This is a genomic window from uncultured Porphyromonas sp., assembly GCF_915070105.1.
Lineage (GTDB): Bacteria > Bacteroidota > Bacteroidia > Bacteroidales > Porphyromonadaceae > Porphyromonas.
Window position 1 is genome coordinate 13707 of record NZ_CAJZFJ010000028.1, and the last position, 13500, is coordinate 27206.

Annotated in this window: 8 protein-coding genes and 1 tRNA gene; 1 reads left to right on the forward strand and 8 read right to left on the reverse strand. The window is 55.6% G+C overall.

The annotated features are described in order from the left end of the window. Positions 1-395: 395 nt before the first annotated feature. Positions 396-3080 carry a glycoside hydrolase family 2 protein gene (locus QZ554_RS04270; RefSeq protein WP_297194633.1) on the reverse strand — a complete coding sequence of 895 codons (2685 nt, stop codon included), beginning with the start codon at positions 3078-3080 and terminating at the stop codon, positions 396-398. 755 nt (positions 3081-3835) lie between these two features. Between QZ554_RS04270 and QZ554_RS04275 the strand changes: the two genes are divergently transcribed. Beyond that, on the forward strand, positions 3836-4000 hold the full coding sequence (locus tag QZ554_RS04275) for a hypothetical protein (protein WP_297194634.1): 165 nt from the start codon (positions 3836-3838) through the stop codon (positions 3998-4000). Positions 4001-4161: 161 nt separating this feature from the next. Here the strand turns inward: QZ554_RS04275 and QZ554_RS04280 are convergent, their stop codons facing one another. The 7 genes from QZ554_RS04280 to QZ554_RS04310 all read right to left on the reverse strand — a co-directional run bounded on the left by QZ554_RS04280 (position 4162) and on the right by QZ554_RS04310 (position 13240). Continuing rightward, a complete protein-coding gene (locus QZ554_RS04280) occupies positions 4162-5976 on the reverse strand; it encodes a RagB/SusD family nutrient uptake outer membrane protein (protein ID WP_297194635.1) in 1815 nt (604 codons plus the stop codon). Between the two features lie 14 nt (positions 5977-5990). Further along, the gene (locus tag QZ554_RS04285; RefSeq protein WP_297194636.1) at positions 5991-9239 is read right to left on the reverse strand and encodes a TonB-dependent receptor; all 3249 of its coding nucleotides are present in this window, start codon (positions 9237-9239) and stop codon (positions 5991-5993) included. Positions 9240-9561: 322 nt separating this feature from the next. After that, a tRNA-Glu gene (locus QZ554_RS04290) sits at positions 9562-9636 on the reverse strand. A gap of 224 nt (positions 9637-9860) precedes the next feature. After that, complete coding sequence (locus QZ554_RS04295) at positions 9861-10535, reverse strand: OmpA family protein (protein ID WP_297194637.1); 675 nt, start codon at positions 10533-10535, stop codon at positions 9861-9863. A gap of 43 nt (positions 10536-10578) precedes the next feature. Further along, entirely contained in the window at positions 10579-11556 is a 978-nt protein-coding gene (locus QZ554_RS04300; protein ID WP_297194638.1) for a dihydroorotate dehydrogenase-like protein, read from the reverse strand. A 310-nt stretch (positions 11557-11866) separates the two neighbouring features. After that, positions 11867-12061: a hypothetical protein gene (locus QZ554_RS04305; RefSeq protein WP_297194639.1), complete on the reverse strand. Its 195-nt coding sequence runs from the start codon at positions 12059-12061 to the stop codon at positions 11867-11869. A 30-nt stretch (positions 12062-12091) separates the two neighbouring features. Continuing rightward, positions 12092-13240 (reverse strand): hypothetical protein, encoded by a 1149-nt coding sequence (locus QZ554_RS04310; protein ID WP_297194640.1) that lies wholly within the window; start codon positions 13238-13240, stop codon positions 12092-12094. Positions 13241-13500: the final 260 nt, after the last annotated feature.

Consider the following 13500-nt stretch of genomic DNA (forward strand, 5'->3'; position numbering starts at 1 on the left):
ATGGCCTCTGGACGCTACAGAGCATACACACAAAGAAGTACCTGTGCCGAGACCTCAAGACCCGTACGCTCGCCGAGGACACTGCAGGGCTACGCTACTGGGGACTCAATCCCTCGGTCACTACCAGCAAGGACAGCAATCCCTACGCACTCTCCACCCTCCTCATCCAGCGTTAGTCCCAGAGCTCTCCCCCTCCCCTCAGAGGGACGCTCCTTAGCCCCATCCTAGTAGGCTCTGTATCAAGCACCTCGAGAGGGCAAAAACGATCATACCGAGAGCGCATGTGCGCTCCTATAATGAACGCCCTCGTCTCCTAGGTAAGGAGACGAGGGCGTTCTTACTTAGAGCCCTGAGGCGCTCTCGGTATGATCGTTTTTTCCCCCTCGGGATGGGCTTCAGTTGCCCGATGAGACAGGCGAGGGCGGGACGAGGGCTAGTGGGGGGCGGTGTATCAGCTCGTTGATGGAGCGGAGGGTGAAGGTCGGCAGTGCATCCCGAGCTGGGAGCTGATAGCCCGCACGTGCCGAGAGACGCAGACGAAGGGGACGCCCCGGGAGGAGGTCTAGGAAGTTATCCGAGAGGTGCACCCCGGGTAGGATACACTCCAGATAGAGATCCTTGACGAGGCAGGCGGAGGAGAGGGTGAGGATATAGCCTTCGCCCCCGACCTCGGGCTCGATCGTATAGCGAAGATCCCGAGCCTCGGGCAGGCGAAGATCCCGTGGGGGAAGGGCATAGTACAGCTCCTCGGCAAGGGTCTTCGCTCCCCCACCCTCCTCTACGAGGCGGTAGTGGACGAAGCGCTGACGGCGTGCCTCCTCATCGGGGTAGAACGAGGCGAAGGGAACGGCGAAGTCGTGCTGCTGCATCCCCCCCCCAAGGCTAACCTCAGCACTCCTCCAGCTATAGAGCTCCCGCCCCTCGAAGTCCGAGACACGAGCCTCCAGCCTGACCCGTCGCCCCTCAGGAGCATCATCCGAGACCAGACGCACACTATCCCCAGCCCGCGAGGTCACGAGGATCATGGGAGCGAAGGCTCGCTGGGCTTGGTACTGGAGCCCCTTCCACGTGCCGTAATAGTCGATACTTGACCACGAGACGGCAGGCCAAGCATCGTTGATCTGCCAGTAGAGACTGCCCATACAGCGTGGGGCGGCAGCACGCTGCACCCTTAGCCCGAGGGCAATGCCCCGCCCCTGCATGACCTGCGAGAGGTAGGCAAAGTCCTCAAAGGTCTTCGGCTCGGGGTACTCCTGACGTATGTAGTGTAGGATCACATCATTGCCGATGGAGCTCTTCTGATGCGCCCGCATGACGGGGCTCTCGATCTCCCAGTCCTCGGGACGAGAGAAACGCATGAGGCTCGGGAGCGTGGGGAAGGACTGCACCCCAAACTCACTCATGAACCTCGGGAGACGCTCCCGCAGGATCTCGAAGGGCTCACGCCCATACCATACCCCCCAGTAATGGCTCTCGCCGAGGCCCAGCGTCTCGGGTCGCCCCCAGTTCGCCGTGTCGGGGCTACTCTCGATATAGGGGCGGAGGGGGTCGTGCTGGCGGAGCTGGCTAGGGATGAGCTGACGGAAGAGACGCACATAGTCCCGAGCGAAGAGCTGGTAGGTCTCCTTGGGGTACTTCTTCTGCCAGCCCCAGTACTTCATGGCTTCACGTATCTCATTATTGCCACACCACACTGCGATAGAGGGGTGGGAGCGCAGACGACGGATGTTGTCCACGAGCTCTCGGGAGACATTGCTGAGGAAGGCATCGTCCCCTGGGTAGGCCGTGCAGGCAAACATGAAGTCCTGCCAGATCAAGATCCCCCGCTCATCGGCTAGGTCGTAGAAGCGATCCTCCTCATAGACACCCCCACCCCAGACACGGAGCATATTGAAGTGGCTATCGGTGACGTCATCGAAGAGCTGGCGAAGCTCCTCATCGCTACGGGTGGGGAGCATGAGGGTCGGGGGGATATAGTTTGCCCCCTTGGCGTAGATCGGCCTGCCATTGACACGGAAGAAGAAGCTTCGCCCGAGGCTATCGGCTTCACGCACGAGCTCTACTGTACGTAGCCCTACTCGTAGGCTTTGGCTATCGAGGGGCTTTGCTCCCCTTTCGCCCGAGAGGAGCTCCAGCTCAGCCGTGTAGAGGTAGGGCTCCCCCATACCCTGTGGCCACCAGAGTTTAGGACGAGTGAGGGTATGGCGGTGGATGATCGGACTCTGCCCTAGCACACTAGGCAGAGGCAGGAGGTGCTCATAGACGACAGCCCCCTCACGATCTCGGAGGCGGTAGCGGAGCTGGCGAGCCCCTCGCCCCACGATAGAGCCCGGGGGGATACGTAGCTCGATCGGCTCGCGATCCTCGGGGTGGTAGGTCACGAGTGGACGATCGGCGAAGTAGCTCTCCTGCCTGAGGAGTAGGCGAATGGGACGCCAAGGGCCCAAGGTGAGCATTCGCTCACCCCAGTCCCAGCCGTAGTGGTAGGGCGCCTTGCGGGTGAAGACGGAGAGCCTGAGCTGGGAATGGTCGTTGTCCGCTGGGTAGTTGAGCTTCCCCGAGGCTTCGTAGAGGGGGAGGGCAGCACGCAGTGGCGAGGAGAAGTGGAGCTCGAGGGTATTGGTGCGCCGTAGGTAGCGACGCACGTCCACCTCGTGGCGGACAAACATATTGCCACTCGAGAGGATGAGTTGGCCGTTGAGGTAGACCCGAGCATAGGTGTCCAGCCCCTCGAAGAGGAGGTGCCTACTAGGATAAGCCAGCTGTGCCGGCGTGAGGTCAAAGGCGCATCGGTAGACCCAGTCCCGCTCCCCGACCCACTGGATCGAGTCCTCCGCCAGCCTATAGTAAGGATCGGGAAGACGACCATGACGGATCAGATCCTGCTGCACCACACCAGGCACCGTGGCAGGAAGCCATTCGCCTCCCGAAGACTCCCTAAGACTCCAGCCCCCATGCAGAGAGACAGTCTCTGTGCTCTGCGCCGAGAGCGAAGGCGACAGGTAACTACCCGAGGTCATCATACCGACAAATAACGTGAGGAGCCTCAGCGGGCTCAAAGAGAAGATGGGACATCGCATATCGTCTAGCTGTCATAATAGTTTGTAGCACAAATATAAGTCCAATAGGTGCAATGGGACTAATAGGTCTAATAACAAGGTCGGGGAAAAGGCGGGGGAAGGTAACGAAAGGAGGCCTTACTCTCTACTGACTGGGAGGTACAGCTCACACCGACCAGCAGGGAGCACTGCGAGCCAAAGAGCGACTACACCCTACTCGGAGCGGTGGGAAGATCGGAGGATAACTCCCCATAGTCCTAGGATAAGTCCTGAATAAGCGAGGATAAGGTAGCCCATAAGTGGGGATAAGGTAGCTGATAAACGGGGATAAGAGCGACAGAATGAAGAGGGTAAGGCAGAGTGTAGGATAAGCCCAATAGGGGCAGTAAAGCCAATGGGTCTAATAATCAAGTGAGGGAAAAGATGGAGGGAAAGGGGCTGGACAAGGCGAGGAGAGAGGTAACAAAAGAAGGCTCTAATCTTTACGAGCAGGGAGGTACAGCTCACACCGACGAGCTGGGGAGACTCTATAAGGAGGGGGGCACGACTCACACCGACCAGCAGGGAGCACTGCGAGCAAAAGAGCGACTACACCCTACTCGGAACGGTGGGAAGATCGGAGGATAACTCTCAATAGCCCTAGGATAAGTCCTGAATAAGTGAGGATAAGGTCGCCCGTAAGTGGGGATAAGACCGCTGATAAACGGGGATAAGAGCGACAGAATGAAGAGGGTAAGGCAGAATGTGGGATAGGCTCAATAGGCGCAGTAAAGCCGATGGGTCTAATAATAAAGTGGGGGAAAGATGGCGGGAAAGGCGAAGGGAAAGCGATGAGAGAGGCGACAAAAGGAGGCTCTAATCTTTACCAGCAGGGAGGTACAGCTCACTCCGACGAGCTGGGGAGGCTCTACAAGGAGAGGGGCACGGCTCACACCGGCTAGCAGGGAGCCTGCGAGCCAAAGAGCGACTACACCCTACTCGGATCGGCGGGAAGATAAAAGCAACGAGGCGATGCCCCCACTTTAGGGACATCGCCTCGTTGTGTATAGAGTCTGGGCGGGGAGCCTTTAGGCTCTACGAAGAGAAAGAGAGGAAGAGGGAACTACCAACCGGGGTTCTGCGTCCACTTACCTCCCGTAGATGAGATGATATCTAGGCGGATAGGTAGGAGGTAGTCACGTCCAGGCTTAAAGCCCCAGCCATTCTCATGGCCCGCAGGATTGCTCGGCAGGATATAACGAAGGGCATCAGTAGGCGTACCCGTGAGGAAGAGGTTGTTGTTCTTGGGGGCATCATAGATCAGTCGCCCACCATAGCTGGGGTGGTTCTCTAGGTTGCTCCCCTTGAAGAGTGCCCCGACGGCACGCTTGCCGACAATAAGTTCCTCGGCAGCCGCCCAACGGATGATGTCCTTGAAGCGACGACCTTCACAGGCCTGCTCGACACGACGCTCACGGCGTACGGCCTGGATGTACTTGTTGAGCGAGCGGAAGGGATAGTCACTCTCCGTATTGTACTCTCTGTCGAAGTCCATATCGGGCATAGCGACACGTGCACGCAGTGGGTGGAGGATGGTGATGATCTCAGCAGTATGGGTAGCCCCATCTAGCTCGGCAAGTGCCTCCGCATAGTCGAGGAGGATATCCGCATAGCGGAACTGAATGCCAGGTGTCGCCCCCTTGTACTCGGCGTCGAGGTTACCCTCGTAGTCGATCTGTACGTGCTTGAGCTGGGAGTAACCTGTGACATTCTGATGGTAGGCTTCGCCGAGCAGAGGAGGTACGAGGTAGGGGCCCTGCTCATCACGACGTAGCTTCTGCCCTGGAGTACATGCTGTCTGCGCCAGACGAGGGTCTCTCACCGTGGGCAGTAGCTCACGTCCATAGACCTTCTTGGCCTCTAGGCGGTCATTGCCGACGAAGGGCTTACCATCCTTGGTGAGGTAGTCGTCTACGAGGGAGGAAGTGAGACCGATCACCCCACCTCCACGGTTGAGGTAGCGATTGACATTGTTCCCGACCTCATTGCCATCATACCGCTTGTACCAGAGTACCTCAGGGTTGGAGGAGAGGTTGGTCGTCTGGAAGAGCTCTCGGTAGTCGTCGTTGGGTCTTCCCGAAGTGGAAATCTTCCATACACCCCGATTGACGACAGCCTTGGCAGCAGCTACGGCTTGGTTGAGGTAGTCACGTATCTTGTCCTCGGTGACAGCCTTGTCGTAGAAGGCATCATCCTTGGCCTTGTGGTAACGTTCCCACGTAGCCTCGAAGAGGGCAACCTCTGCCTTCAGTGCACGTGCGACATCACGATGGACACGCATGGAGGCAGCACTGCTCTGCTCACCGAGATACTGAATGGCTAGGTCTAGGTCCTTGAGGATATGATCAGCGACCTCGAGGCGGGTATTGCGTGGGAGCTTGAGCTTATCTGCGACGGGCTCGAGGGGCGCATCCAGCAGAGTCACCCCTCCGTAGGAAATGAGGAGCTGATAGTAGTACCAAGCGCGGAAGTAATAGGCTTCGCCGACACACTGCTTGTAGTCGGCAGAGCTATTAGCATCGGGGGTCTTGAGGTTGGTCAGCAGATAGTTCACATTGCGGATGTGGGTGTACTCGTCGAGCTTCTTGGCATCGCTCAGAGCCACCTGTCCGTTGAGTCGGGCATTGAGCGCACTCCCAGAGATGTTATCACTCATCACATCATCGCCTGCGATACCGGAGCCACCACCAGCGAAGAGGCCTTGCCTACGCAGCCCCGTCTCATAGAACATATTGAGGTAGTTCCGTATCTCCCCTGTACTCGTGAAGGGATTGTCAGTAGAGAGCTCGCCCTCGGGGCTCTTATTGAGATCAAAGCAGGAGGTGAAGCCGAGGCCTAGGGTAAGGCAAGAGGCTAGGAGGAATATCTTCGTATTCATAGTCGTGTAGCGCATTAGAGATTGACGATGAGACCGCAGGAGAGGACACGGTTCATAGGATAGTTCTTCCCGCCCTCAGACGAGTAGTCACTCCTAGTGAAGATGGCTTCGGGGTCAAACATCTTCTTGAGCTTGGTGATGGTGAAGAGGTTCTCACCGGAGAAGAAGACCTGCACCTTGGTACCCTTCGTCCACTGCGTGGGGAGCTCATAGCTTAGGGTAAGGTTCTTCAGACGGCAGTAGGCAGCATTCTGCATATAGCGGTCGGTGGTCGTCTTGTTCTTGGCTTGGAAGGGAGCTACACCCCCACCCGAGTGGATGTAGGGACGTGGATAGTAGGCATTGGGACGCTCAGGAGTCCAGTAGTCGAAGTGATCCTTGAAGACAGTGACCTGAGCATACGAGCCCCAGCCCCAGAAGTAGATGCTTCGTCCAGGGTGCCAGTCACGCTTGCCTACGCCCTGGAGCATGAGGCTCAGCGTAAGACCTCGCCAGCTGATCGCACCGTTGAAGGTGAACTGATAGCGAGGAGTTGTATCCCCGATGACGGTCATATCCCCCATACTACCGAGCTTGTTCTCGCCGATATTGATCTTACCATCGCCGTTGAGGTCACGGTACTTTACATCACCAGGAGCCCACTTGAGGGCGCTGAGGTAGGAGAGGTCGTGGGTACGGTTGTACTCATCAGCCTCGGCCTGAGTCTGGATAAGCCCATCGGCACGATAGCCCCATATCTCACCTATGCTACGTCCCGCATACCAGTTACTCTGTGGAGCACTGTTGTCAGCACTAGCGTACTTGGTGACGATGGAGGTGGCATCGGAGATCTGCGCTCCGAGGTTGTAGGTGATCTCCTTGCCGATACGTCCACGATAGTTGAGAGAGAGCTCCCAGCCTCGGTTACGCATCTCGGCATTATTGGTCTTAGGCGCCTGCGCACCGAAGAAGTCGGGAAGGGGTAGGCTAGGGCCTAACATATCCTTCGTATCACGCTGGAAGAGTTCGAAAGAGCCCGTTAGACTATTATCGAGGAAGCCAAAGTCAATACCTATATTACGGCTGGCGACCTTCTCCCATGTGGTGTTTGGATCGATGACAGCTGGCGCCTGCGTATAGGTGTGTCGTCCGTCCTGGAAGTAGTATGACCCTAATCGCTTGCTCAGCTCCATGGTAGCGGCAAAGGTATAGAGGTCTGCTCCAGCTTGGTTACCGAGTAGGCCATAGGAGGCACGGAGCTTGAGGTTAGAGAGGACACCACGGGTCGCCTCCATGAACTTCTCCTGATGGATATTCCACCCGAGAGAGAGGGAGGGGAAGAAGCCCCATCGGTTGCTCGGCGCAAAGCGAGAGGAACCATCATAGCGACCATTGACCTCGAGCAGGTAGCGGCCAGCATAGTTGTAGTTGATACGCCCAAAGAAGCCCCGGGTAGCCCAGCCATAACGCTTATCGATGGGCACCTTGTCGCCTGAGCCTAGCCCGGCATTGGGGTTGGTGAGGGAGAAGAGTCCCGTGATGGAGGTCTCTAGGTAGCTCGTGTGGCTCTGCTCCTCCTGATAGCCGAGCATGAAGGTGAAGTGGTTATTTTCACCCAGGTCTAGGAGGTAGTTGGAGTAGAGGTTGATGGACTGGTAGTTGAGCTTCTCGAAGCTACGTGTATACTTCCCCTGAGGATAGACACTGAGCTCGTCACGTACACCGAGGGAGGTCGTCTTGCCATCCGAGGCATAGATCTTTGGTGCCTTGTTCAGCGCCTCATACTCGGTATTTCCGAGTCGGTAGGTATAGTCGAAGAAGATGTGCCAATCCTTCAGAGGGCGAGCCTCGAAGCCAACGGTGAGGTTAAGGTCATCACGCTTGTTCTGCGTATAGGTACCACTCTGTAGGTAGGGGACCATACTGAGCTCGGTGAAGTGCCCATGTGGATCTCGGGGTGAGACCGTGGGACGGAAGCGAGCAAGGGAGTGGTAGAAGCCTTCGGAGAGTCCGCCCTTGCCGAAGGGAGTATCGACCTTAGAGTGTCTGTACTTGGTATTGACCTTGAGCTTCAGCCATTCCTTCAGCTGCGAGGAGACATTGGAGGCGAAGTTGTAACGGTCGAAGCCCATCTTGGCATAGCGCATGATCCCGTCCTCGGTATAGTAGCCCCCAGAGATGTAGTACTGGGTAGACTGACTACCACCGCTGAGGCTGAGGTTGTGGCTCTGCTTGCGGGCGGAGGGCTTGTAGTGAAGCTGGAAGTAATCGACGTTCCCGATCCCAGACTCTGAGTTCTCAAAGGCAGGGTTCATCGACGACACAACCCCCTGAGGGAGGTCCTGCCAAGCATCTACACTATTGGGGTCTTCGATGTACTTGCGTAGGAGCTCTATCTTCTGATCACTATAGAGACGAGCAGAGCCTGCATTGCGTGCCCCTTCGTTCCAGTAGCGAGCGAAGTCATAGGAGTTCACCATCTTGGGCAGTACCGTAGGGCTGTTCCACCCTATCGTCCCCTGATAGTTGATACGCATCTTCCCTGCGAGCCCCTTCTTCGTCGTGACGAGGATAACCCCATAGGCGGCACGTGCACCATAGATAGCGCTGGCGGCAGCATCCTTGAGGACAGAGATATTCTCGATATCATTAGGGTTAATATCGGAGAGCGACATCTCGACTCCATCGACGAGGACATAGGGGGTAGCACTACCGCTGAGGTTCCCCTGACCACGTAGGGCGAGCGAACCTACACCACCTGGACGCCCCGAGGCGGTATTACTCACGAGTAGCCCAGGGACAAGCCCCTGTAGGCTCTGTGTCGCGTCAGCTACGGGACGCTGAGCGAGCTCCTTCCCCTTGACCGAGGAGACAGCTCCTGTGAGGTTCACCTTACGCTGGACGCCATAGCCCACTACGACGACGTCGTCGAGGACCTTGCTGTCCTCCTGCAGGGTTATGGTGAGCGGTGCACCCGTATAGCGGACGGTTATCGTGGCATAGCCGACACAGCTGATCTCGATGCTCGCTCCAGCCTTAGCACCCGCAAAGGAGAAGCGTCCCTGAGCATCTGTGGTCGCACCTGTAGTCGTGCCCTTGACACGAACGGAGGCACCTACGACAGGCTCGCCCTTGGCGTCCTTGACGACGCCTTCACAGCGAGCTCGATCGGCCTGTGGGCTCTGTTCATGTGGGGAGGAGAGAGGAGGGGGGAGGGTCTCTGCGACCGCCACTCGTCCGAGTAGCAGGAGGCTAGAGGCCAAGAGGTAGATAGTTCTTGACATAGGGGTAAAGTCTTTAGTGTATTGATAGTACGAGTATTCATGTTCGCTGTAGTAGTATGCTATGAGCCCTCATGTGTGCGTTGCCACACCCCCTCTGGGCATCGTCAGGGGACAAAGGTAGGATATTTATTTCATAGCTGGAGCTTATCCGAGAGGCGACCTCGGAGCATGTCATCAGGTATCATCAGTACAGTAGACTAGAGCCCACTCTACCCCAAGTCTATCAGAGGCAATGGGGCACAGCCCAGTGGCATCCCCATAAATAAAAACACCTCGACACCAGCATACTGACCGATCGGGTCAGTGCTAGTGTCGAGTGTTATGGTAGCCCCTAGGAGAATCGAACTCCTCTTTCAAGGATGAAAACCTTGCGTCCTAACCGATAGACGAAGGGGCCGCCTCAAGCAATAGGCGAGGGATTTATTCCTCTGATTGCGACTGCAAAGATACAACAAATAATCAAACCACCAAACATTTACCCCTCTCCAGTAAATATTTATTCCTCATCCCACCCTCCTATTCGACCTATTCGCCCTCACCTCTTCCACGACACAGGCCACAGCTCGGGAGCACCCCGAGCTGTGGCCTGTACCTATTGATGTTGTCCGCTAGGACTGTGGGTTACTTAAGCGTCCCGTTCTGAGCAGCCTCTACCATTGCCTTGTTAGGCAGGATGTAGACTTCCACACGACGGTTCTCCTTACGGCCTGCAGCGGTAGAGTTGTCTGCTACGGGCTCGTGACTACCCTTACCCTCGACACGCATACGGCTAGAGGAGACGCCCTGACTTGAGAGGAAGGAGCGTACGCTGGTAGCACGATTGAGCGAGAGGGGATCATTGATGCGGTCAGAGCCTGTGTTATCGGTGTGTCCGATGATCAGCAGGTCGGTCTGGTCGTTCACCTTGAGGTTCGCAGCGAAGTTGCGCAGGTTATTCTGCGAAGTGGAGGTGAGGGTAGAGGAGTTTGTTGCGAAGAGGATACCGCTATCGAAGGTCACGCGGATCGCCTGCCCTTCATTGACAGACTCGATCTTGGCGTTCTTGACCTGCTCCTCGAGCTCCTTCTTCTGCTTGTCCATCTTCTTACCGATGAGGGCACCAGCAGTACCACCTACGACACCACCGATAGCAGCACCGATAGCAGTATTACCGAGCACACGACCCACACCTGCGCCGATGATAGCACCAGCACCTACACCTATACCTGTACCCTTGGCTGTGTTGCTCAGACCACATCCAGAGAGGATGAGGGTAGCGGAGAGGGCAAGCGCAGCGATTGATTTCTTGTTTAGCATCTTGGATTTCGTTGTTTGAAGATAACAATACCTTGGTAAAACACTAGTTGTTGCGCATGCTGAAGTACTTCATGAACTGCATGCGCTCAAAGAGCGTTGGGTCGGGCACAGCACTGTAGCTCAGCCGACCTCTCAGCTCTTCTATATTCTCATAGCCGTGCTCCTGCATCCACGTCTGGAGCCCACGGAGGCTCTCTCGGATAGCCTGAGCACCTTGCTTATATATAGCGGTACACATCTGACCTACTTGCGCTCCTGCCAGCAGGCTCTTCGTGAGCTCTTGCCAGGTGTAGATCCCCGTCGATGCGGCAACCTCTACCCCTGGGACAAGGCCTGCGATAAGACCCGTATAGCGCAGGGTCTCGGTGAAGTCACCCTGATGGGAGAAGACCTCTCCGCCCACAAACTGCTCCCGCTCTAGGTCAATGTCGATCTGATACGTGCGGTTGAAGAGCGTGACGGCAGCAGCCCCTGAGGCTCGTAGCTTATCCACCAGAGCTGGTAAAGCGGTATGCTGACGGGAGAGCTTGACGATGATAGGAAGTCCAGTCCCTCGTAGCCCCTGTACAATATCTATATAGGTCTGCTCGGCAGCTACGGGATCGAAGTACAGATCTGTCTCTAGGCGCATGATATTGACCTCGAGGGCATCGGCACCCGCTCCACGTACCTGCTCGGCGAACTCGAACCAGCTCTCCTTGCCTCGGCAGTTGATACTTGCGATGACGGGCACTCCGAGCTTCTCTTTAGCCTCACGCACATAGCTGAGGTAGGTATCCACAGCCTCCGTACGCACATAGGCGGAGATATAGTCCTCGGCCTCGGGGTAGTCGTTGTGGGCGATGAGGTGGCCAGTGTGCATGAGGATCTGCTCCTCGAAGAGTGACTTGAGCACGACTGCGCCTGCGCCTGCCTCTACGAGGGAACGAGCACGATCGATGCTACGTGTCAGCCCCGAGCTGCTCACGATGATAGGACTCTCAAGAGGGAGCCCCACGAAGGAGGTGCGAATGTCTACCATAGTCTAATTCGTATAGCCAGTTAGGCTTGCCCCATAGGGCACAAGCATATACACAAAGGTATTACAATTTCTTTACAGAGCCTACCAAGCTCATTACAAACACCCCCCTCTGACATCAGCCCCATAGCTATCTAGACTACGATATTCCCTCTTGCTCATTACCCCCCCAAGCCGATTGAGCCATACCCCTATATATTATAATGGTGTATCCCACCATCCTGACTCACATCTACCCACACAATGATGAAACAGCCCCCACTCTCCCAAAGTATGGAGAGTGGGGGCTGGTATATTATTATGGAGTGGGAGGCTAGTTCTCGTCAAAGATCCCCCTTGAGGGTCCGTCCGTCTGCCATTCACCACACCCCTGGAAGGGATCTTCGATATCGCCATCTAAGGAGAAGGCGACCAACATATCAGCATGCGACTGCAGTACAAAGGTGGTAGCTATAGGGGCTTCATATAGCTCCTTAGCCGTAGCTGGAGCTTGATACTTCTTATTCATTTCTTCTTGCTTAGGTGAGAGGAAGACTAGTTAGAACCAACCCTCGGGAATATCCCCCTTGTGGACAAGCCAAAGGACAGTGATAGATCCATTACGTAGGGCGCCCTTGTAGTAAGAGGCATGGTGGGTGGCGAAGTTGTGATAGCCATCTTCACGCATCCCATTCTCCTTACCATAGTCATTCATATTGCTGATCTTGTAGCCAAAGACGAAGGGGATATCCTCATCTCCTGGCTTGAAGGACTTAGCTATGAGTGGGCTATAGAAGGTGAAGACCGTCTCCTCGGCACCGACACGTACTGGCTGAGTCATCATACCAGCCGAGAAGCTCACGGGACTCGAGAGCCTATAGCCATAGCCCTTACCATCCCTTTGGAAGCCACTAGAGAGAGCTCCCGTCTGAGCAGCGAGCTCGGTCTTGCCATCGGAGTAGGCGACCTTGATCTTTTCTAGATGCATCCCATAGATATTCAGACGATCCACGATAGCAGGCTCACGGAAGAGAGGCTCTCCGACGGGCACATAGTTGCCCTTCACCTTCTGAACCTTACGCGAGTAGGCCATATAGGCATTCTGGAAGCGTAGGAAGAAGATATGGCCAGCCATGCTGAAGCGTAGTCTGCCATTCGTCTTGTACTGATTGGGCTTCCCGCTAATAGCAGGAGCGACGTAGGAGAGAGGGTTATTCTCACTCTTGAGGATACAGAAGCCATCAGGCAGCGGAGTATCAGTCTGGGAACCGAAGTGCTCAAGAGCCTGGAAGCCCTTATTCTCAAATTCACCCGAGGCATTCAGCCCGATGTACACAGAGACCTTCGCAGTAGCTCGGTCTATAGGAGTGGAGGGGCTTGCGACCTCACCATTGAAGCTGAGGCTACGACCATTGTTACCGACTGTGAACTCCTTATAGGCACTACCTACGATACCATTCTTGTCTACTACGTAGATCCAGCCATAGACCGAGCCACGACCACGGAAGCTAACGAAGTTGCCTGAAATATTTTGCCCATTGGCTATCCCGTCAAGAGCTCTGGGGCTGGTCTCACCAACCTCAGCGGTAAAGCTTAGGGAGAAAGCCTCTCCCTGTCCTGCAGGTGTATCCTGTCGGGGTTCCTGAGATTCCTTACTACAGGAGTATAGTCCGATAACACCTACCATTAGTAGCAGAAATTTCTTCATACTAGAACACATTATTTGATTATAAATTTCCCACTGATGCGTATTCCAATTCGACATGATGCACTCTGTGGGTATGAATAGGTAAGCTCCCAGCATACGAGAGGCGGGGATACCATCTAGCAATCTCTATCCAGCGACAAAGTTATAAAAAAAGTTAACCACAACACACCGATACGTAAAAAAACACCTAGTCGCCATACCTTGATGATCTTCCTCTTTCGCCTGAATCACTCCTCCACCCACCATTCCATCTCACCCAC